This window comes from Nocardioides sp. YJ-D4, assembly GCF_054031495.1.
Genome location: NZ_CM132932.1, coordinates 358,049 through 378,776, shown reverse-complemented (window position 1 = coordinate 378,776; position 20,728 = coordinate 358,049). Strand labels below are relative to the sequence as shown.

At 70.9% G+C, this 20,728-nt stretch carries 18 protein-coding genes; 13 read left to right on the top strand and 5 right to left on the bottom strand.

Going from position 1 to position 20,728, the window contains the following annotated elements:
- Positions 1 to 7: 7 nt before the first annotated feature.
- The 11 genes from ACW14X_RS01865 to ACW14X_RS01815 all read left to right on the top strand — a co-directional run bounded on the left by ACW14X_RS01865 (position 8) and on the right by ACW14X_RS01815 (position 9,538).
- Positions 8 to 502, top strand: a complete 495-nt coding sequence (locus ACW14X_RS01865) for an SseB family protein (protein WP_160023843.1) — start codon at positions 8 to 10, stop codon at positions 500 to 502.
- 298 nt (positions 503 to 800) lie between these two features.
- Positions 801 to 1,544: a translation initiation factor IF-3 gene (infC, locus tag ACW14X_RS01860; protein ID WP_350713858.1), complete on the top strand. Its 744-nt coding sequence runs from the start codon at positions 801 to 803 to the stop codon at positions 1,542 to 1,544.
- 70 nt (positions 1,545 to 1,614) lie between these two features.
- Positions 1,615 to 1,827, top strand: coding sequence for a large ribosomal subunit protein bL35 (locus ACW14X_RS01855; RefSeq protein WP_008359371.1), 213 nt, complete (start codon positions 1,615 to 1,617; stop codon positions 1,825 to 1,827).
- 42 nt (positions 1,828 to 1,869) lie between these two features.
- On the top strand, positions 1,870 to 2,253 hold the full coding sequence (rplT, locus tag ACW14X_RS01850; RefSeq protein WP_160023841.1) for a 50S ribosomal protein L20: 384 nt from the start codon (positions 1,870 to 1,872) through the stop codon (positions 2,251 to 2,253).
- Positions 2,254 to 2,337: 84 nt separating this feature from the next.
- Positions 2,338 to 3,132 (top strand): TrmH family RNA methyltransferase, encoded by a 795-nt coding sequence (locus ACW14X_RS01845; RefSeq protein WP_457164500.1) that lies wholly within the window; start codon positions 2,338 to 2,340, stop codon positions 3,130 to 3,132.
- A 33-nt stretch (positions 3,133 to 3,165) separates the two neighbouring features.
- A complete protein-coding gene (locus ACW14X_RS01840; protein ID WP_457164499.1) occupies positions 3,166 to 4,209 on the top strand; it encodes a MerR family transcriptional regulator in 1,044 nt (347 codons plus the stop codon).
- Between the two features lie 4 nt (positions 4,210 to 4,213).
- Positions 4,214 to 5,401, top strand: coding sequence for an MFS transporter (locus ACW14X_RS01835; protein WP_160023839.1), 1,188 nt, complete (start codon positions 4,214 to 4,216; stop codon positions 5,399 to 5,401).
- Between the two features lie 69 nt (positions 5,402 to 5,470).
- The gene (locus ACW14X_RS01830) at positions 5,471 to 6,673 is read left to right on the top strand and encodes an oxygenase MpaB family protein (RefSeq protein ID WP_457164498.1); all 1,203 of its coding nucleotides are present in this window, start codon (positions 5,471 to 5,473) and stop codon (positions 6,671 to 6,673) included.
- Positions 6,674 to 6,708: 35 nt separating this feature from the next.
- Positions 6,709 to 7,752, top strand: a complete 1,044-nt coding sequence (locus tag ACW14X_RS01825; protein ID WP_457164497.1) for an ATP-binding protein — start codon at positions 6,709 to 6,711, stop codon at positions 7,750 to 7,752.
- A gap of 80 nt (positions 7,753 to 7,832) precedes the next feature.
- Positions 7,833 to 8,276, top strand: a complete 444-nt coding sequence (locus ACW14X_RS01820; RefSeq protein WP_457164496.1) for an RrF2 family transcriptional regulator — start codon at positions 7,833 to 7,835, stop codon at positions 8,274 to 8,276.
- A gap of 44 nt (positions 8,277 to 8,320) precedes the next feature.
- Positions 8,321 to 9,538, top strand: a complete 1,218-nt coding sequence (locus tag ACW14X_RS01815) for a globin domain-containing protein (protein ID WP_457164495.1) — start codon at positions 8,321 to 8,323, stop codon at positions 9,536 to 9,538.
- A 107-nt stretch (positions 9,539 to 9,645) separates the two neighbouring features.
- Here the strand turns inward: ACW14X_RS01815 and ACW14X_RS01810 are convergent, their stop codons facing one another.
- The 3 genes from ACW14X_RS01810 to ACW14X_RS01800 are packed head-to-tail and all read right to left on the bottom strand — an operon-like array spanning position 9,646 to position 13,580.
- Positions 9,646 to 11,745, bottom strand: coding sequence for an iron ABC transporter permease (locus tag ACW14X_RS01810; protein WP_457164494.1), 2,100 nt, complete (start codon positions 11,743 to 11,745; stop codon positions 9,646 to 9,648).
- Positions 11,742 to 12,755, bottom strand: coding sequence for an iron-siderophore ABC transporter substrate-binding protein (locus ACW14X_RS01805; protein WP_160023833.1), 1,014 nt, complete (start codon positions 12,753 to 12,755; stop codon positions 11,742 to 11,744). Before ACW14X_RS01805 ends, ACW14X_RS01810 begins: the two co-directional genes overlap by 4 nt.
- Before the next feature lie 27 nt (positions 12,756 to 12,782).
- Positions 12,783 to 13,580 carry an ABC transporter ATP-binding protein gene (locus tag ACW14X_RS01800; RefSeq protein ID WP_160023832.1) on the bottom strand — a complete coding sequence of 266 codons (798 nt, stop codon included), beginning with the start codon at positions 13,578 to 13,580 and terminating at the stop codon, positions 12,783 to 12,785.
- A 162-nt stretch (positions 13,581 to 13,742) separates the two neighbouring features.
- On the opposite strand from ACW14X_RS01800, the gene pheS reads away from it, so the two are divergent.
- Positions 13,743 to 14,864 (top strand): phenylalanine--tRNA ligase subunit alpha, encoded by a 1,122-nt coding sequence (gene pheS, locus ACW14X_RS01795; protein WP_160023830.1) that lies wholly within the window; start codon positions 13,743 to 13,745, stop codon positions 14,862 to 14,864.
- The gene (pheT, locus tag ACW14X_RS01790) at positions 14,861 to 17,356 is read left to right on the top strand and encodes a phenylalanine--tRNA ligase subunit beta (protein ID WP_457164493.1); all 2,496 of its coding nucleotides are present in this window, start codon (positions 14,861 to 14,863) and stop codon (positions 17,354 to 17,356) included. The genes pheS and pheT overlap by 4 nt, the downstream gene beginning before the upstream one ends.
- 57 nt (positions 17,357 to 17,413) lie before the next feature.
- Here pheT and ACW14X_RS01785 read toward each other — a convergent pair whose 3' ends face one another.
- Positions 17,414 to 19,618: an acyltransferase family protein gene (locus tag ACW14X_RS01785; protein WP_457164492.1), complete on the bottom strand. Its 2,205-nt coding sequence runs from the start codon at positions 19,616 to 19,618 to the stop codon at positions 17,414 to 17,416.
- A gap of 51 nt (positions 19,619 to 19,669) precedes the next feature.
- Entirely contained in the window at positions 19,670 to 20,692 is a 1,023-nt protein-coding gene (locus ACW14X_RS01780) for a beta-eliminating lyase-related protein (protein ID WP_160023824.1), read from the bottom strand.
- Positions 20,693 to 20,728 lie beyond the last annotated feature (36 nt).

Sequence of the window (20,728 nt, the reverse complement as noted above, 5' to 3'; positions counted from 1 at the left end):
GGAGGCGATGAACGACAAACGACTCCTCGGCACGGCATTTCCCGGCGACACCGGCGAGACCAGCCCTGAGGTCGCGACCGTGATGAGGTCGTACGCCGCGGGCCAGGCCACGCACGCCGATGTGCTCACCACCCTTGCCGCTGCCCGGGTGCTCGTCCCGGTCGTCGCGGTGCTCGGGGAGGTCGAGGTCGACGAAGCCGGTCTGGCCCACGACAAGACATCCGACATGGCCACCGTGCTGCTCACCGGCGCCGACGGGCGGCAGGCGCTGCTCGGGTTCACCGGCACCGCGCCGCTGCAGGCCTGGCAGGCCGACGCCCGCCCGGTTCCGGTCTCGCTGCGAGACGCGGCTCAGGCAGCCGTCCATGACGGCGCCGACGCGCTCGTGCTCGATCTCGCCGGCCCGGTCCCGTTCGCGATCGAGGGCGATGACCTGCAGAAGGTGGCCGAGGGCTGGCAGCTGGCGACCGTCGGGCCGCGTACGGCCTGGGTGCGACCCTGAGGATCGGGCATGGCCCTGAGGATTGGGTGCCGCAGGGAATGTTGCAGTAGTGTTCCGTGTTGACCGATCAGCCGACGTACGCCGTCGGTTTGATCCAACAAGCGGAGATCACGACAGCGTTCTCCCACCCGCATCGACCGCCCAGCAACAAAGGTCGTCGGGTCCGGTCCCGAAGACAGTGCCCCAGAATTTCAGAGGCCATGGATTCGGTGGTGCGAGCCCGATGGTGGGTGAGCGTCATGACTGGCTTCCGCTTGTAACAATCCAGCGGGAGCCTTTTTTGATTTCCGGACCGCCCGTGCACGCGGCCCGGAAGCCGAGATCCAGAGCCTCCGCAGCCACAACAACTGGAGGACACATCAGCACTGAGCTTCGTATCAACGACCGGATCCGGGTTCCCGAGGTCCGCCTCGTTGGTCCCAACGGAGAGACGGTCGGCATCGTGCCGACCCCTGACGCGCTGCGCCTGGCCCAGGAGGCCGACCTCGACCTGGTCGAGATCGCCCCGCAGGGCAAGCCGCCGGTCTGCAAGCTCATGGACTACGGGAAGTTCAAGTACGAGAACGCCCAGAAGGCCCGTGAAGCCCGTCGAAACCAGACGAACGTGATCATCAAGGAGATGAAGCTTCGTCCGAAGATCGACAAGCACGACTACGAGACCAAGAAGGGTCACGTCGTGCGGTTCCTCAACGCTGGGGACAAGGTGAAGATCACGATCATGTTCCGCGGTCGTGAGCAGCACCGTCCCGAGCTCGGCTTCCGCCTGCTGCAGCAGCTGGCCGACGACGTCCAGGAGCTGGGCTTCGTCGAATCCTCGCCGAAGCAGGACGGCCGCAACATGATCATGGTGCTCGGCCCCCACAAGAAGAAGGCCGACGCCAAGGTCGAGGCCAAGGAGGCCAAGGAGGAGAAGGCAGCCGAGCGCGCTGCCGACGAGGCCGCCGAGAAGGCGGAGCGTACGGCCGCGAATGCTGCCCGTCCGGCCTCCACCCCGAAGCCGAAGCGGCGCTCGGAGAACCTCGACCCCGACATCGACCTCTGACCGGTCGATCCACTGACTTCCGCCGCCGCGGCGCCCCGTGACCGGCCGGACGACGAGAGAAGGAAGAACTATGCCGAAGAACAAGACCCACTCCGGTTCCAAGAAGCGCTTCAAGGTGACCGGTTCCGGGAAGATCCAGCGCTTGCAGGCCGGCCGTAAGTCCGGCGCTGCGTTCGCCTCCGCGCCGACGACCGGCTCGCGCAAGAAGCACCGTCGCAACGCCGGTCTGGTGGAGCTCGCCCCCGCCGACGTGAAGCGCGCGAAGAAGCTGCTCGGTCGCTGAGCGATCACCCGAAACTTTCCCTAGCATTCAAGGAGCACTGAAATGGCACGCGTCAAGCGCGCAGTGAACGCTGCGAAGAAGCGTCGCACCACCCTCGAGCGGGCCTCCGGTTACCGGGGCCAGCGCTCGCGCCTCTACCGCAAGGCGAAGGAGCAGGTCACCCACTCGCTGGTCTACTCCTACAACGACCGCCGCAAGAACAAGGGCAACTTCCGCAAGCTGTGGATCCAGCGGATCAACGCCGCGGCGCGTGCCGAGGGCATGACCTACAACCGCTTCATCCAGGGTCTCAACCTGGCCGGCATCGAGGTCGACCGCAAGATCCTCGCCGAGCTCGCCGTCAACGACGTGGCCGCGTTCAACGCGATCGTCGCCCAGGCCAAGGCCGCTCTGCCGGAGGACGTCAACGCCCCGGCGAACGCCTGAGCTTGCGTTTGAAACGACGCCCCCACCGGCCGCTGTGCCGGGCTGGGGGCGTCGTTCTCTGTTGCGACGTGGGAGTCTTCGTCAGTGAATGAGTCGGGGGAGAACGTGAAGCTGTCCGCGGGGAACGCCCGCCTCAAGGAGATCCGCAAGCTCGCACGACGTGCGGTGCGCTCGGAGCGGCGGGTCTTCCTGGCCGACGGGCCGAAGGCCGTCGAGGGCGCGCTCGGGGTTCCTGGTTGCGTGCAGGAGATCTTCGCGACCGAGGCCGGAGCCGAGACGTACGCCTCGCTGCTGGCCGACCAACCGGTCACGCTGGTCGAGGACCGAGCGATGGCCGGCCTCTCCGACTCGGTGACTCCCGCCGGGGTGGTGGCACTGTGCCGGTTCCTCGACGTCGCGTTCGGCGACATCGCGGGTCCGCTCGTGGTGATCTGTGCCGACGTACGCGATCCCGGCAACGCCGGCACCGTCATCCGCTGCGCGGACGCGGCCGGTGCGTCCGGGGTCATCCTGGCCGGCGACTCGGTCGACCTCTACAACCCCAAGACCATACGGGCCTCGGTCGGCTCCGCCTTCCACCTCCCGATCGCGATCGAGCGGGACCCGCTGGTCGCGGTCAAGGCAGCGAAGGCCGCCGGCCTGACCGTCCTGGCCGCCGACATGCACGGCACCGCCGACCTGTTCAGCGCTGACGCGCTCCTCGCCCGGCCCACCGCCTGGCTGATGGGCAACGAGGCCTGGGGCCTCCCGCCCGAGCTCGCCGCCGAGGCCGACGAGATCGTGAGCATCCCGATCTTCGGCAAGGCCGAGTCGCTCAACCTCTCCACCGCCGCCGCCCTCTGCCTCTACGCCAGCGCCAAGGCCCACCACTCGGCTTGACCTTCAACTCGCGTGAAGGACGATGGTTGCGGCATGGACGAGCCACTGTTGACGATCGGAGCGTTCGCGCGGGCGGTGGGCCTGACCGCGAGCGCGCTGCGGCATTACGACGAGTGCGGTCTGCTGGTGCCGGCGGAGGTCGACTCCGGGACGGGCTATCGCTACTACACGCCCGAGCTCGCCGACCGGGCCCGGCTGATCGTGGGCATGCGGGAGGCCGGGGTCCCGATCGAGACGATGCGGGTGGTGCTCGACTCGTCGGCCGGCGAGGCCAGGGCCGCGCTGGCGGAGTTCCTCGAGGACCAGAGCGCGCGCACGGCGCGGGCCGAGGAGGCCGTACGCGGCGTGCTGGCCGCCGTCGACGCCGGGCCTGCCGCGAGGCCGGCGCTCGTCGAGCTGCCCGGTCCCGTGCTGGCCGCAGCGATCCGGCAGGTGCGGCACGCGGCGGAGTCCGATCCGGCCTCCGAGCTCGCCTCTGTCCTGATCGACGTCGGGGGCGACGGCGTGGACGTGGTGGCGACCAACCGCTATTGGATGGCGGTGCGGGAGCTTCCGGCGGCCGCCGAGGGCGACGGCGGCAGGGCGGTCCTGTCCCTGCCGGACGCGGCCGCACTGGCCGACCGGCTGGACGCGATCGCCGGCGCCGAGCTGCGCATCGCCGACGGCACCCTGACCCTCGCCGGGCAGGAGCTGGGCCGCGACACCACCTACCCGGCGCACCGGCTCGTGCTGGCCGGCCTGGAGCCGCCCGTCACCCGCGCGGTGCTCGCCAAGGCTGACCTGCTCGCGGGTCTCGACGCGGCCGCGTACGCCGAGGTCGACCTCTTCCTCGGCGACCCGACGCGGCTCCGCTCGCCGCACACCGCCGAGCAGAGCGACGTACGCGGCGTGGTCACCGGCCCGCCCAGCCGGCTCCGGCTCGGCACGGCCCTGTTCGGCCGCGCCCTGGCAGCGTGCCTGGGCGACGAGATCCAGCTGGCCGTGACCGCGCCGGACCGGCCGGTGGTGGTGACCTCGCCCTACCAGCCCGGGTTCACCGCGCTGGTCATGCCCGTGCGACACGACTCCGCGGGCTGAGTCCGTGGGAGTGGCCCAGGGCCGGGGGTTCCGCCCCTGGCTGGCAGCGTCGACCGCATCGGTCTTCGGCGACTCGGTGACCTTCTTCGCGCTCGGCTGGGCGGCGGCGGGCTTCGGCGCCGACGCGGCCAGCCTGGTGCTGACCATCGAAGGGATCCCGCTCGCGGTACTGGTGCTCGCCGGGGGAGTGCTGGCCGACCGGATCGGGATCCGGCGGACGATGGCCGCCTGCGACGCCGCGATGGTGCTGGTCATGGCCGCGTTCGCGGTCGGCGCGATCGACGGTGCGGGACTGTGGATGCTGGTCGCGGTCGGTGCCCTCTCGGGCACCATCCAGGCCCTGCGGCGACCCGCTGAGGGAGTCTTCCCGCGGCTGTTCGGGGCAGAGGACCTGGACCGGCGGATGGCGCTGGTCGGCTCGGCCCACCAGATCGCCCGCGCCGCGGGACCCGCGGCCGGCGGCTTCCTGATCGGCCACGGGGGCCTGCCGCTGACGGCCGGCCTGGACGCGGCCACCTACGCCATCGTCCTCGTCGCGCTCCTCCTGGTCCGGCCACCGCACGAGCCGGCTCCCGAGGCCGGCCAGGGTTCGGTCTGGCGCAGCCTGGCCGACGGTGCGAGGACGGCGGTGCGCACACCTGGGGTCGTCCCTGTCTTGGTCGCCATCACCGGGCTCGCCTCGACGGTGCTCCCGCTGGTCATGCTCGCGCTGCCGCTCGCCGGCCGCGAACGTGGCTGGACGGCCGCCGAGACGGGGCTCGTCTCCGGCGCCTGGGTGGCCGGGGGACTGGTGATGACTCTCGCCGTCGCCCGCTACGGCGCGCCGCGCGCACCCGTCGCGGTCGCCGGCCCGGTGCTGGCGGCCGGCGGGGTGGTCCTGCTGGCTGTGCGTACGGAGATCTGGGCGGGGATCCTCGCGGTCGGCCTCGTCGGTGTCGGCACGGTGATGCTGACCAGCTACCTCCTCCCTGCCTACGTGGCTCGCACCCCGCCCGAGATGCTGGCAAGGTTCTCGAGCCTGACTCAGCTGGCCCAGACCGGCCCGGTCCTGCTCGCGACACCGCTGCTGGGTGTGGCAGCCGGGATCGACGTACGCCTGGCTCTGGCCGTCATCGCCGCGCTGCTCCTGGCCACCGTGCCGGCCGCTGCCCGGGTCGTCCGGCTGTCTCGCCCGATACCCCAGAGGGTCTGATACACGAAAGGTAAATCTGTTTCACTCGGGATGCGGAGGTTCTCGCGGGGCGATCCGAAGGAGCACGGCATGACGAACGTGAGCAGACGACGACTGTTGGCCTCGGGCGGCGCGGCGGCGGCCGCGGGCGCGACCTTCCCGCTGTGGACGTGGTCGCCGAGCGCCTCGATCGCGGGCACCGGGGACGGGCTGGATCCTGAGTACGTCTGGGATTTCCGTGCCGACCCGGTCATCGAGCGTCTCTACGGCGAGGGCATCGACCGGGTCGCCGAGGTCAACGAGATCCTGAAGGGTTGGACGACCAACGGCCAGCCCGTTCCCGACGGGCTGCCGGCCTATCTGGCCGATTTCATCGAGGAGGCGCGCGGCCTTCCGGCCTGGGCCGACCAGGGGAAGCTGCAGCTGGCCGGGACGTTCAACGAGGAGAGGTACGGCTTCTTCCTCGCGCTCCTCTACACCCTCGGCAGCGGCCTGATCAGCTGCGCCATCAAGCGCGAGGAGTGGTCGGTCTACTACTCCTACGGCGGCGCGAACATGCGCGACCGGATCGCCAAGACGACCGTGCTCGGCTACGACGTGATGGACGCCCAGGGCTGGACCGCCTCCGGCCGGCTGATGGTCGACTCGGTCAAGACCCGGACGGTCCATGCCGCCGTGCGCCATCTGCTGCCGCAGTCACCGCACTGGCGAGGCGTCGGCGCCGGCCAGGAGATCCCGATCAGTCAGGCCGACATCCTGGTCACCTTCCACAGCCTCGGCACCTGGGTGATGAAGAAGTTCACCGAGTGGGACATCGCGCCGAGCAAGGAGCTCGCCGACGCCTTCCTGCACGCCTGGAACGTCGACCTCCATCTCCTCGGCGTGCAGGAGCAGTATCTGCCGAAGGACTGGGCCGCGGCGTACGCGCAGTACGACCAGGTGATCGGGCCCGCGACGGGCGGCACCCGGGAGGGTGCCGAGCTCGCCCAGGCGCTGCTCGACGCCGTGATCGGCGAGGGCAACCCGCTGCTGCGCCACGAGCTGGAGTCGCTGGGGCGCTACGTGATCGGGGATGCGTACGCCGACATGATCGCCTTCGACAAGGACCCGGTGCTCGCGCCCGTCTGGGCGAGCGCCGTGCCGCTGCTGGTGACCTCCTACCAGAGCACGGTCCCCAACATCCCGCTCGTCTCCAACCTGCTCCCCGAGGCGGTGCACACCTTCATCAAGATCTACTTCTCGCCCGGCGACCCGGCGCCGATCACGCTGCCGCTGAGCAATCGGCCGGAGTAGCGACCCTGGGCCGCCGGTCGGTCTAGGGTGGCGGCGTGGACGCCCGAGAACTCGCCGATGCCCTGCCCGACGGTGTCGTCGTCGCCGACGCCGATGGTGCGGTCGTCCTGGTCTCCGCCCTGGCCGCGCGGATGCTCGGCGTGGACCCGGTCTCGAGCCTGGGGAAGCCGCTGGGTGACGTACTCACGCTGAGCAACACCGAAGGGCAGACCTGGGCCGAGGCCAACCGGCCCTACGACACCCTGCGGACCGTCACCGGCACCCCGGAGCAGGCCTGGCTGCTGCCCGACGGCACCGAGGTCCTGGTCGTCTCGACGATCCGGCGCCCGTCCCTGGACGCGGAGGTCGACCAGGTCTCGATCTCGCTGCGCTCGGGCCGGGGCCGCAAGCGCCTGGACCGGGAGCGGTCCGACCTGGTCGCCACTGTCGCCCACGAGCTGCGCTCGCCGCTGACCGGGGTCAAGGGGTTCGTCCAGGCGCTCCTGAACCGGTGGGACCGGCTCAACGACGATCAGAAGAAGCTGATGCTCAAGACGGTCGCCTCCGACTCCGATCGGCTCTCCCGGCTGATCGCCGAGCTCCTCGACGTGGCCCGGATCGACACCGGTCGGCTGCAGCTCTACCCGCGCGCCAGCGACGCGACGGTGCTGGTCACCCGGGTGGTCGAGTCGGTGCGCTCGGCGACCTCCCGCCCCATCGAGCTCGACATCTCCGCCGGCGAGGACGAGCTCGAGATCCACGCCGATCCGGACAAGTTCACCCAGGTCGTCACCAACCTCGTAGAGAACGCCGTACGCCACGGAGACGGCGTCGTCACGGTGAGCCTGGGTGTGCGACCCGACGACCCCGACCAGGTCCTGCTGGTCGTCGAGGACGGCGGCGAGGGCATCCCCGTCGAGCTGCGGCAGCGCGTGTTCACCAAGTTCTGGAAGCACGGCGCCCGCGGTGGCTCGGGTCTCGGGCTCTACATCGTCGGCGGCCTCACCCGCGCCCACGGCGGCTCGGTCACGATCGCCGACGCCGATGGCGGCGGCGCCCGCATCGAGGTCGGCTGGCCCAGGACGGACTCGTCGGCCTGAGCGACCCGATTCTGGCGCTGTGGCGTAGATCACGACCCCTTAAATAGGCATTGCAGATTCCGAATTAGTAGTCTGCTGATGTGCAGCTGACCCGGTTCACCGATCTGGCCCTGCGGATCGTGATGCGGCTCTCCGTCCTCGACGAGGGGGAGAGCTCCACCACGGTCGCTCTGGCCGAGCAGCTCCATGTACGTCCCACCCACGCCGCGAAGGTCGTCACCGCGCTCGGCCGCCTCGGCGTGGTCGAGACCAGGCGGGGGAGGACGGGCGGGCTGTCCCTGGCCGCGAGTGCCCGGGATACCTCCGTCGGCTGGATCGTCCGCGAGCTCGAGGGCCCCGGCGAGGTGGTCGAGTGCGACGGAGCCGAGCCCTGTCCGCTGCGTACGGGCTGCCGACTGCGGGGCGCTCTGCGGCAGGCGCAGGAGGCGTTCTACGCGACCCTCGACCCCCTCACTATCGGCGATGTCGCCGCGGCGCCGACGCGCGCCCTACTGCTTTCGATCGGCTCGGGTCCGAGCGACTGATCCCATCCACCCACATCAACACGACGACGAAGGAGTCCCTCGTGATGTTGTCCCCTGCCTCTACCGAGGTCGTCCGTGCCACCCTGCCCGTCATCGGGGCGGCGATCGGCGAGATCACGCCGATCTTCTACCGCCGCCTCTTCGCCGCCCACCCGGAGCTGGAGCGCGAGCTGTTCAACCGTGGCAACCAGGCCCAGGGCGCACAGCAGCGTGCGCTCGCCGGCGCCATCGCGGCGTACGCCACCCTGCTGGTGGCCGAGGACGGCCCCGACCCGCGGGCGGTGCTCGCCCGGATCGCGCACAAGCACGCCTCGCTCGGGATCCGCGAGGAGCAGTACCCGATCGTCCAGGAACACCTCTTCGCCGCCATCGTCGAGGTCCTCGGCAGCGCCGTCACCCCGGAGATCGCCGCCGCCTGGGACGAGGTCTACTGGCACATGGCCGAGAGCCTGATCGCGATCGAGAACGACCTCTACGCCGCCGCCGGCGTGACGCCCGAGACGGTGTTCCGCCGGCTGGTCGTGACGAGCCGGGTGCAGGAATCGCCCGACACGGTCTCCTTCGTCCTGGTCGCCCCGGACGGCTCGGCGCTGCCGCCGGCCCGTCCCGGCCAGTACGTCTCAGTCGCCGTGCGTCTGCCGGACGGCGCGCGCCAGATCCGGCAGTACAGCCTGACCCGAGCGGCGCGGGCCAGTGCGTGGGGAATCTCCGTCAAGGCGATCTGGGGGCACCGCGAAGGCGACGCGATCGCACCCGCGGGCGAGGTCTCCACCTTCCTGCACGGCAACCTCTTCGAAGGCGATGAGATCGAGGTCTCCGCACCGTTCGGCGAGCTCACCCTGCCCGAGCACGAGGCGCCGCTGGTGCTGATCTCGGCGGGCATCGGGATCACCCCGATGATCGGCTTCCTGCACCACCTGGTCCACACCGAGTCCGACCGGAATGTGCTGGTGCTGCACGCCGACCGCTCCCTGGCCAACCACGCGCACCGGGTCGAGGCCACCGAGCTCGTCGAGTCGCTGCGCGGGGCCACGCAGCTTCGCTGGTACGAGGATCTCGGCGCCCGGGAGGCTGATGAGGTGCTCCGTGCCGGCCGGATCGACCTCGACGGTGTCGAGCTGCCGGCCGGGGCCGAGATCTACCTGTGCGGCCCGGTGCCGTTCATGGCCGGCGTGCAGGCCGCGCTGCACCAGCGTGGTGTCGCCGACGACCGGATCCACTACGAGGTCTTCGGCCCGGACACGGGGCTCGCCTCGGCATGATGGATCTTCTCACCGCGACAGCCTGGCTGTTGCGGTGCTGCTCGCCCGGCTCGTCTGCGTAGGCTCCGCTCTGACCCGGCGCTTGGTGATGTGGCAGTTGCGCCGGGTCAGGGGCGGGAGCGGGCGAGCAGGAAGATGAAGTACGGCGCACCGATGAGCGCGACGACGAGACCCGCGGGGATCTGGGCGGGGCTGATCGCGGTGCGGCCGATGGCATCGGCGACCACGAGGAGCAGCGCCCCGACCAGGAGGGCGACCGGGACGACCCGTGCGCTGCGCCCGCCGACGAGGGCGCGCGCGATGTGCGGCGCGACCAGGCCGACGAAGCCGACGACACCGACGGCGGAGACGGCCATCGCGGTGAGCACCGCGGCGGTCAGCAGGATCAGCAGGCGCACCCGTTCCGAGGAGACGCCGACCAGCCGGGGCGTGTCGTCGTCCAGCGTGAGCAGGTCGAGCTCGCGACGTACCACGAAGGCGATCGGGATCGCGACGGCCAGCGCCACCGCGACCGGGATGACCTGCTCCCAGCTGCGACCGTAGGTCGAGCCGGAGAGCCAGGTGTAGATCCGCGGCGTGTCCCACGGGTTGGAGCGCACCAGCAGGAAGGTGCTGAGCGAGACCGACCCGTACCAGACGCCGATGCCGATGAGCACCAGCCGGTCGGTGTCGATGCCGCCTCGCCAGGCCAGGCTGTAGACGACGCCGAAGGCGACGAGCGCTCCGACGGTCGCGGCGATGAGCATGGTGGTCGTCGAGGCCGCGGCCGAGCTGCCACCGCTCCAGCCCGAGGAGAGGCCGGTCACCACGATGACCGCGCCCACGCCGGCGCCGCCGGTGATGCCCAGGATCCCGGGCTCGGCCAGCGGGTTGCGGCAGGTGGCCTGGACGAACGTGCCGGCCAGAGCGAGCGCCCCACCGGCGAGTACGGCCGCGGCGACCCGGGGTGCACGCTCGTCGAGCGCGAACTGGACCAGCGGGATGCCCTCGCCCTGAAGCCAGGCGACGATGTCGCCGGTGTAGAGCCACTGATGCCCGGCGAGCAGGCCGACGACGGTGGCACCGACGGTCAGCGCGAGCAGCAGGACGAGCACCACCAGGAACCGGAGCCGGCTGCGGATGGTCACGGTGGCGCCGGGTGGCCGGCGGGTGGGACCGGAGTCGCGCCCGCCACGGGCGAGGAGCACCATCACGACCGCACCGGCGATCGTCGTCGTCACGCCGGTGGGCACCGACATGGCCTCGTCCGCACCGAGCACCGCCCGTACGAGAACGTCCGCCACGACCACGACGAGGGCGCCCACCAGACCGGCGGCCGGGATCAGGACGGCGTGCCGGTTCAGCGCCGGCACGAGCCGGCCGAGCAGGCGGACCAGGACCGGGGCGCAGAGCCCGACGAAGCCGATCGGCCCCGCCAGCGTCACCGACGCCGAGGTGAGCAGCACCGCGAGCACGGTCCCGATCGCCCGCGTCGAGCGGACTGGTACGCCGAGGACCGAGGCGGCGTCGTCGCCTGCCGAGAGCAGGTCGAGCCGGCGGGCGAGCAGCAGGCCGCAGACGGTCGCCACCACGACCACCGGTGCCACCTGCCAGAACGCCTGCAGCCCGAGCTGGCTCAGCGATCCGCTGCCCCAGGCGAACAGGCTCGTGGTCTCCTCGGAGTAGAGGATGAGCAGCGTCGACGTAGCGGCCTGGAGCGCGAGCGCCACCGCCGAGCCGGCCAGGATCAGCCGGGTCGTCGAGGTGCCCGCGCCGCCGGCCAGGGCGAGGACGATCCCGGCGGCGACGAGGCCGCCGAGGAAGGCCGTGATGCCAGAGGCCCACAGCGGGACCGACAGGCCGAACGCGGCGACCAGGGTCACCGCGAAGTAGGCGCCGCCGGTCACCGCCAGGGTGTCGGGGGCAGCCATCGCGTTGCGCGCGAGCGACTGCAGGAGGGCCCCGGCGACGCCGAGGGCGAACCCGACCGCGATCCCCGCCGCGAGGCGGGGGATCCGCGACCCGGTGATGATCTCCATCGTCGACGCGGTCGCGCCATGGGACTGCTCACGCCCGAGCAGCGCGTCGAGGAAGTCGGCGGGCCCGACGCCCGAGGTGCCCTGGGTGAGGTGCCAGGACGCGGTCAGCAGCAGCCCGGCGAGCAGGCACAGGAGGACGACAGAGGCGCCTCCGGCGCCCGCTCGCGGGGCCTTGAGGGCATCGGTCACTTGAGCAGGTCGACGTACGCGTCCAGGACCTGCTCGGCCGAGCGGGGTCCGCCGAAGGTCCAGATGCCCTCGGGGAAGGCGTGGGTGCGGCCCTCGCTGACGGCCGGGATCGACTTCCAGACCTTGTTCTTGGCCAGCTCGGCGTTGATGTCGCCCGCGGGGTCGACGGTTCCGGTGTGGAAGAAGGTGGCGTCGCCGAGGGTGGTCATGCCCTCGATGTCGGTCTGCCCGAGGCCGTACGCCGGGTCGACCTCGCCGGTCCAGGCGTTCTTCAGCCCGATCTCCTCGCCGAGCTCACCGATCAGCGAGCCCTGGCCGAACGGGCGGATCGCCACGTTGGCGCCGTCGATCCAGCCGTCGAAGTAGACGAACTCGGTGCCCGCGGCGTCCGCCTCCGCGACCGCCTTCTTCGAGGCGGCGAGCTTGTCCTCGAACTCGCCGACGACCTTCTCCGCCTGCTCCTCGCGGCCGGTCGCTTCGGCGATCATCTCGAAGGTGGTCACCATGTTGGCGACGGGGTCCTTGGCGTCCGCGCCCTTGGTGGCGAGGACGGGGACGTCGTACTTGGCGAGCTGCTTGAGGATCTCGTCCTCGGCGGTGTAGGCCTCGACGACGATCAGGTCGGGGTTGGTGCCGAACAGGGTCTCCAGGTTCGGCTCGCCCCGGGTGCCGACCTCGGTGGCGCTCTCGGGAAGCTCCTCCGCGGTGTCCCAGGTGCGGAAACCCTTGCCGTCGGCGACCGCGACCGGGTCCACGCACAGGCTGAGGAGATCCTCGGTCTGCTGCCACTCCAGGACCGCGACCCGCTCGGCGGGCTTGTCGAGCTCGATCTTGTTGCCGAAGGAGTCGGTGAGGCTGACCGGACCGCTGGAGGTCGCGACACCCTCGCAGCCGGCGGAGGCCTTCTTCTCGGGCTCGCCGGACTCGGCTGCGGTCGTCGTCTGTCCGCAGGCGGCCAGCATCAGGGCGCCGGCCGCTGTCAGGGCAGCAGTGGTCGTACGTCGAAACATCGTCTTTCCTCTTCGTGTCCGCCGGCGTCAGAGCCGGGCGTGATGCCTGCCGCGTGGCTCGACCCGGACGCGCCCGGACTCCAGATCGGAGGTCACCTCGATCGGGAGCCCGTACACCTCAGAGAGGTGTTCGGCGGTGAGCACGTCAGCGGGTTCGCCGGCGGCGTGCACATCGCCGTGGTGCAGCAGTACGACCTGGTCCGCCACTGCGGCGGTCTGGTTCAGGTCGTGCAGGACGACGCCGATGGCCGTCCCGTGGTGGTCCGCGAGATCGCGGACCAGGTCAAGGATCTCGACCTGGTAGCGCAGGTCGAGATGGTTGGTGGGCTCGTCGAGGAGCAGCACGCCGGTGTCCTGGGCCAGGCAGCTGGCCAGCCAGACGCGCTGTAGCTCGCCACCGGAGAGCTGGTCGACGGCCCGGTCCGCCATCGCGGCGGTCCCGGTGAGCTCCATCGCTCGGTCGATGCTCGCCAGGTCCTCCTCCGTCAGGGCGGCGAACCGCCGGCGGTGGGGATGGCGCCCGAATCCGACGACGTCGCGCACGGTCAGGCCGGAGGGGTGCGGGCGGGACTGGGAGAGCAACGTGACCTTGCGCGCGAACGCACGGGCGTTCAGCGGCGCGCTGTCGGCCCCCTCGAGCTGGACCGACCCGGAGGTCACCCGATGCAGCCGGGCCAGGGAGCGCAGCACGGTCGACTTTCCGGAGCCGTTCGGCCCGATCAAGGCGGTGACGCGCCCCGACTCGAGGCCGATCGAGACGCCATGGACCACGGTCGCGCGGGCATAGCCGAGGACGAGGTCATGACCGGAAAGGGCAGGAGGCATGAGGTGAGGCTAGCCTAACTAATTCCGAGGCTGTCCAGAGGGGCCCACCATTCGGTCGGCTAAATCTGGTCCGGCGACACCCTTCACCGGTTACCGGTTCGCGTCACGGGCCGCCGGATTCCTAGACTGTCGCTCACACACTCGATGCGACGAAAGCCAGTGATGTCCGGTCCCAACACCGACTATGACCCGGTAGAGGTCACCCCCTTGAAGGCTGAGGAGGTCGAGGCCGCGCGCGACGCCGCGCTGAAGGCCATCGACGCCGCGACCAGTCTCGAGGAGCTCAAGCAGGCACGGCTCGATCACGCCGGCGACCGTTCGCCGCTGGCCCTGGCCAACCGCGAGATCGGCGCGCTGCCGCCGGCGGCGCGCAAGGATGCCGGCCAGCGCGTCGGCAAGGCGCGCGGCGCGGTCAACCAGGCGCTCGCGGCGCGGCAGAAGGTGCTCGAGGCCGAACACGAGGCGCGGATGCTGGTCGAGGAGACCGTCGACGTGACGCTCCCGACCGACCGGCTCCCGGCTGGTGGGCGGCACCCGCTCACCACCGGCGCCGAGTACATCGCCGACATCTTCGTGGCGATGGGCTGGGAGGTCGCCGAGGGTCCGCTCATCGAGGCCGAGTGGCTCAACTTCGACGCCCTCAACCTGGGCCCGGACCACCCGGCCCGCACCATGCAGGACACGTTCTGGACCGAGCCGGCCGAGAACCATGTCGTTCTCCGGACCCACACCAGCCCGGTCCAGGCGCGCACCATGCTGACCCGCGAGGCGCCGATCTACGTGGTCTGCCCGGGACGCGTCTTCCGCACCGACGAGTACGACGCGACCCACTCGCCGATGTTCCACCAGGTCGAGGGCCTCGCCATCGACGAGGGCATCTCGATGGCGAACCTGAAGGGCACCCTGGACCACTTCGCCACCCAGATGTTCGGCGAGGGCATCGTGACCCGGTTCCGGCCGTCGTACTTCCCCTTCACCGAGCCCTCGGCGGAGGTGGACCTGACCTGCTTCGTCTGCCGTGGCGCACAGGTCGTGGACGCCGGAGACGGCCAGCTCGTCACCTGCCGCACCTGCAAGGGCGAGGGCTGGATCGAGTGGGGCGGCTGCGGGATCGTGAACCCGCGCGTGCTGGTCGCGTGCGGTGTCGACCCGGAGAAGTACAGCGGCTTCGCGTTCGGCATGGGCATCGACCGCACCCTGATGTTCCGCACCGGACTGTCCGACCTGCGCACCCTCTTCGAGGGTGACGTCCGGCTTACTACTGCATTCGGGAGTGAACTGTGAAGGCCCCCCTCTCCTGGATCAAGGAGTACGTCGACCTGCCGGAGGGTCTCGGCATCGAGGAGATCACCGACCGGCTGACCGCGCTCGGCCTCAAGCTGGAGGCGATCGAGACCTCCGGCGCGGGCATCGAGGGGCCGCTCGTGGTCGGCCAGGTGCTGACCCAGGTGCCCGAGCCGCAGAAGAACGGCAAGACGATCAACTGGTGCACCGTCGACGTGGGCGACGCCAACGGCACCGGTGAGCCGCAGGGGATCGTCTGCGGAGCGCACAACTTCAAGCCGGGCGACAAGGTCGTCGTGATCCTGCCCGGTGGCGTGCTGCCCGGGAACTTCCAGATCTCGGCCCGGAAGACCTACGGCCACATCTCGGCCGGAATGATCTGTTCCGCGCGCGAGCTCGGGCTGGGGGAGGAGGCCGACGGCATCATCGTGCTGCCCGCCGACGCTCCCGCGCCTGGCACCGACGCCCGCGAGGTGCTCGGGCTCGGCGAGGAGGTCATCGAGTTCGAGATCAACCCGGACCGTGCCTACGCCCTGTCGATGCGCGGCATCGCGCGGGACGCGGCGCTCGGCTTCGACGTACCGTTCCACGACCCGGCGCAGCGAGACGTTCCGCTCGCCAACGGCGACGGTTACCCGGTGAGAATCGAGGACGAGACCGGCTGCGACTACTTCGTCGCTCGCACGGTGACCGGGTTCGACCCGACCGCTCCGACACCCGAGTTCATCAAGAAGCGCCTCGAGCAGGTCGGAGTGCGCTCGATCTCGCTGGGCGTTGACATCACCAACTATGTGATGTTCGAGCTGGGTCACCCGATCCATGCCTACGACAAGGCCAAGGTGACTGGCCCGATCGTGGTCCGCCGGGCGCATGAGGGCGAGAAGCTCACCACCCTGGACGACACCGTGCGCGAGCTCGACCCCGAGGACCTCGTCGTCTGCGACGACACCGGCCCGATCGGGCTGGGCGGCGTGATGGGTGGCGCCTCCACGGAGATCTCCGAGGCCACCACGGACGTGCTTGTCGAGGTTGCCCACTGGGACCCGCGCTCGATGTTCCGCACCGGCCGCCGGCACAAGCTCACCAGCGAGGCCGGCAAGCGCAACGAGCGAGGCGTCGACCCGCTGCTGCCGCCGATCGCCGCCGATCGCGTCGTGGAGCTTCTGGTGGAGCACGGCGGCGGCGTCGTCGAGCCTGGTGTGACCGAGGTCGGTCCGGGCGCCTCGCCGGAGACCCGTAAGCCGCTGACCACGATCACGATCCCGACCTCGCTGCCTGCGAGGATCATCGGCATCGACCTCAGCGACGAGACCGTGGTCAAGTGTCTGGAGCTGATCGGGGCCCAGGTCAAGGTCGAGAACGACACACTCACCGCGACCGTTCCGACCTACCGTACCGACCTGAACGACCCCTACGACCTCGTCGAGGAGGTCGCCCGCATCGTCGGCTACGACAAGGTCCCCTCGGTGCTGCCGCGCCGGGCGACCGGTGGTGGTCTGACCCGCGCGCAGCAGCTGCGCCGCCGGATCGGGCGTGCCCTGGCCGGTGCCGGGCTGGTCGAGGTCGTCGACTTCCCGTTCGTGGGCGAGGCCGACTTCGATCGCCTCGGGCTGCCCGCCGACGACGTGCTGCGGCACACCGTCAAGCTGGCCAACCCGCTCAGCAGCGAGGAGCCCGGCTACACCACGACGCTGCTCCCGGGCCTGCTCAAGGTCGCCGCCCGCAACGTCTCCCGAGGTCAGGACGGGGTCTCCCTCTTCGAGACCGCGACCGTCGCCTTCCCGGTCGACCAGGCCGCGCCGATCTACGGCGTCGACCGGCGCCCGACCGAGGAGGAGCTCGAGAAGCTGCTCGCCGCGATCCCGCGCCAGCCGCTGCACCTCGCCGTCGTGCTCGCCGGGGAGCGTACGCGGGGCGGCTGGTGGGGTGCCGCCGAGACCGCGTCGTGGGCTGACGCCATCGACGTCGTACGCCGCCTGGGCACCGAGCTCGGAGTCCCTGTCGAGGTCGCCTCGGCCTCGCGGGCGCCGTGGCACCCGGGTCGCTGCGCGGTCGTCTCCGTCGACGGTGTCGAGTTCGGCCACGCCGGCGAGCTGCACCCCAACGTGTGCAAGGCGTTCGGGCTGCCGGCCCGTTCAGCAGCGGTCGAGATCGACCTCGACTTCCTGATCTCGAAGGTCCCCGCCACCGCTGCCGGCCCGGTCTTCTCGACCATGCCGGTCGCGAAGGAGGACGTCGCGCTGACGGTGTCCACCGACGTCACCGTGGCCGCCGTCGAGGCGGCGCTGCGCGAGGGAGCCGGCCCGCTCCTGGAGACCGTGCGGCTCTTCGACGTCTACGAGGGCGACCAGGTCGGCGAGGGCAAGAAGTCGCTCGCGTTCGCGCTGCGCTTCCGCGCTCCCGACCGCACGCTGAAGGCCGAGGAGACCGCGGCGGCCCGGGAGGCGGCGGTCGCGAAGGCGGCCGAGCTCACCGGCGCCGTCCAGCGCTGAGGATCGACTGAACGAGGAGGGCCGCTCGCGCATCGTCGCGGGCGGCCCTCCTCATCGCTATCCGCGGTCGCGGAGGCCCATGCGGCGGGCCAGCGGCTCGGCGAGCTGCGGTGCGTACTGGCGTGACATGTGGGTGCCGTCGTAGTGGGTGATCGTGTCACCGACCACAGCGGGGCACGAGCCGTCCCAGCAGAAGTAGGAGCTCATGTCGGCCACGTCGAGACCGACCTCCTCGGCGGCCCGGACCTGGACATCGATCGACCGCTCCCGCGACTCGACCGCGCCCATCAGGCAGTCGCCCAGCGTGGCGCCGGGCCGGGACAGGCACGTGCCGGCGTTGGTGTCGAAGCCCTGGATGTCCCGGATCAGCACCGTACGCTTCGTGTGCCTGTCCACCCGGCGCAGGAAGTCGGTGTAGGCCGGGTGCATGAGCTCGTCGATCTTGCGGCTCTCGCCTACCCAGTCGCCGTTCTCGTCGTAGACGCCCTGGATCGGCGGGGCGGTGGAGACCACGGTCAGGTCGGCGTCGAGACGCTTGTACTGCTTGAAGGCCCAGCGGTTGAAGTCGTCGCACTCGGTGTAGGGATCCTTCTCGCCGCCACGGTCGGTGGTGATGGAGGCGGAGACGCAGCGGTTCTTGACCAGGAAATAGGCCCGGTAGCCGTGCTCCTTCGCGATCTGGTTCAGCGTCGGGACCCAGTGCAGGGCGTGGGAGTTCCCGAAGACCACCATCGTCCGGTCGCCGCCGGGGTCGCCGTCGACGCACAGGTCGCGCTCGGTGTCGTCGGTGTAGTCGCACCTGGTGCGCCCCGGCCTGAGCGAGTCGAGCTCGGTGAGCGCCGGGCGCAGCTCGGTCGGGATCGGGGTGTCGTCACGCGCCGCGAGCACCGAGGCCCGCACCAGCGCCTCCTGCTGGTCCAGCGACGGCGGGGCGGCGGGTGCGCTGGCCAGCGTGATCGCCGGCTGGAAGGAGCCACGGGTGGCCTCGTAGTCGGCGTAGGCGGTGCCGCCGAACGCGATGGCCGCCACGAGCGCGATGCTGACCGGGTAGAAGGTCAGCGCGCGCCGGGTCGGCCGCCAGAGCTTCCTTTCACGGAACGGCGCCTCGACGAGCCTGAAGGAGGCGTACGCCAGCACGAACGCGGCCGCGACGGCGGCTCCACGCTCGGGCCAGGTGAGGTCGCGCTGCAGGAAGATCTCCGGCATCACCAGGAGCGGCCAGTGCCACAGGTAGAGCGAGAAGGACCAGTCGCCGATCGCCCGCATCGGCGCGAGCGACAGCAGCCGGGCGCCGAGGGTGGTGTCACCCGCGGGCGTGGCGCCGGCCAGGATGACCGCCGCGGAGCCGAGCACCGGGAGCGCGGCGTGGTAGCCGGGGAACGGGGTGGACTCGTCGTAGGCCAGGCAGGCCCAGAGGATCGCGGCGAGGCCGCCGAGGACCAGGACCTCCCGGACCAGGGGCGTACCGGCCAGGCGTCGTATCACCCGGCCGCTGGTGACCAGGATCGCCAGGGCGGCGCCGATCCCGAGCTCCCAGGCTCGGGTGAGCGAGGAGAAGTAGGCCGCGGTCGCCTCGCCCGGCGTGTGGACGAGCGACCAGACGAAGCTCGCGACGGTGATCAGCGCGATCGCGGCGAGCAGGAAGCGGCGAGCCCGTACCGAGGCCTGCTGGCCGTCACGCTCGCCGCCGCCCCGGGAGGCGCCGATCCTGCTCGCCAGGACGATGCAGATCAGCGCGACGAGCGGCCAGACGAGGTAGAACTGCTCCTCGACCGCCAGCGACCAGAAGTGCTGGACCGGCGAGGGCGGCAGCTCGGCCTGGAAGTAGTCGGTCCCGGCGACCGCCATCCGGATGTTGGCGGCGAACGCCGAGGCCCAGACCGCGTCGACGGCGAGCGGAGCGACCTGCGCCGGACCCAGGAGCACCACCGCGGCGACCACGGTGGCCGCAAGGGTGAAGGTGGCGGCCGGGAGGATGCGCCGGGCTCGGCGCGCGTAGAAGCGTCTCAGCGATATCCGGCCGGTGCGGCCGAGCTCACCGACGAGCTGCTGGGTGATCAGGAAGCCCGAGATGACGAAGAAGACGTCGACGCCGACGAACCCGCCGGCGAACCAGGAGACCCCCGCGTGGGCAGCGAGGACCGTGAGGATGGCGACGGCGCGCAGCCCCTGGACGTCGCCGCGCAGCTGCTTTGCGGGGGCTTCGGCGGGAGCCGTGGGGGCGGCGGGGGCAGGGGAGGGGACCGAGATGTCAGAAGACATAGGCAGAAGAGGCTAGCAATTCTCCTCGAGCGCGTATGGCCCCCGCGGGTATCAGGCGCTGCCCAGGACCTCCAGGACGTTGCGGATGTCTTCGCTCGTCGTCTGCCACGACGTCACGAACCGAACCTGGCCGCCGAGCCGGTGGAAGAGCACCCCGGCTGCTTCCAGACGGTCGGCCGTCTCCTCGGGGAGATCCATCCAGGCGAGGTTGACGTCGACGGGGTTGGTGATGCGTACGCCTGCGGTCCGAAGGCCGGCGGCGAGCTCCGCCATCCGCTCGTTGGCGTTGCGGGCGTTGCGGAGCCAGAGGTCGTCGGTGAGGTAGGCCAGCAGCTGGGCCGACTGGTAGCGCATCTTCGAGGTGACGTGGCCGCTGCGCTTGGTGCGGTAGACCAGCTCGTCGGCGGTGGCGTCGGTGAAGCAGACGATCGCCTCGGCTGAGAGGGCACCGTTCTTCGTCGCGCCCAGCGAGAGCACGTCGACCCCGGCCCGCCAGGTGAGGTCGGCCGGGGCTGCGCCCGTGGCCACGACGGCGTTCGCGAAGCGGGCGCCGTCCAGGTGCACCCGTAGGTCGCGGGTCTTGGCGATCGCGGTGAGCTCGGCGGTCTCGTCCGCGGAGTAGACCGAGCCGTAGTCGGACGGTGAGGTGAGCTCGAGGACCGCCGGCTGGGAGTGGTGTGGGTCGCCCCAACGTACGCCGTCCAGGTGGGCCTGCAGCGCCTCCGGCGCCATCTTGTAGTTCTCGCCGGCGATGCCGGTCATCACCGCGCCGCCGCTGAGGAAGGAGGTCGCGCCGCCCTCGGAGCTCAGGATGTGCGCGGTCTCGTGGCAGACCACCGCACCCCACGGCGGGGTCATGGCGGACAGGGAGAGGGCGTTGGCGGCGGTGCCGCTCAGCACCGGGAAGACGCGCGCCGTCGGGTGCTCGAAGACCTCGCGCACGCGGGCTTCGAGCGCGGCGGTGACCTCGTCACCTCCGTAGGCGAGCGCGGAGCCGGAGTTGACGGCGGCCATCGCCTCCAGGATCGCGGGGGAGACGGAGGCGGCGTTGTCAGAGCGCAGTTCGACGGTCACGGTCCTATTCTCGTCATGACGGTTCCACTCGTCCGC

What these genes read in the sequence shown, in the direction of transcription:
- ACW14X_RS01865 (WP_160023843.1), top strand. Translation starts at nt 8, where the DNA reads ATGAACGACAAACGACTCCTCGGCACGGCATTTCCCGGCGACACCGGC.
- ACW14X_RS01855 (WP_008359371.1), top strand. Translation starts at nt 1,615, where the DNA reads ATGCCGAAGAACAAGACCCACTCCGGTTCCAAGAAGCGCTTCAAGGTG.
- rplT (WP_160023841.1), top strand. Translation starts at nt 1,870, where the DNA reads ATGGCACGCGTCAAGCGCGCAGTGAACGCTGCGAAGAAGCGTCGCACC.
- ACW14X_RS01840 (WP_457164499.1), top strand. Translation starts at nt 3,166, where the DNA reads ATGGACGAGCCACTGTTGACGATCGGAGCGTTCGCGCGGGCGGTGGGC.
- ACW14X_RS01830 (WP_457164498.1), top strand. Translation starts at nt 5,471, where the DNA reads ATGACGAACGTGAGCAGACGACGACTGTTGGCCTCGGGCGGCGCGGCG.
- ACW14X_RS01815 (WP_457164495.1), top strand. Translation starts at nt 8,321, where the DNA reads ATGTTGTCCCCTGCCTCTACCGAGGTCGTCCGTGCCACCCTGCCCGTC.
- ACW14X_RS01805 (WP_160023833.1), bottom strand. Translation starts at nt 12,755, where the DNA reads ATGTTTCGACGTACGACCACTGCTGCCCTGACAGCGGCCGGCGCCCTG.
- ACW14X_RS01800 (WP_160023832.1), bottom strand. Translation starts at nt 13,580, where the DNA reads ATGCCTCCTGCCCTTTCCGGTCATGACCTCGTCCTCGGCTATGCCCGC.
- pheS (WP_160023830.1), top strand. Translation starts at nt 13,743, where the DNA reads ATGTCCGGTCCCAACACCGACTATGACCCGGTAGAGGTCACCCCCTTG.
- ACW14X_RS01785 (WP_457164492.1), bottom strand. Translation starts at nt 19,618, where the DNA reads ATGTCTTCTGACATCTCGGTCCCCTCCCCTGCCCCCGCCGCCCCCACG.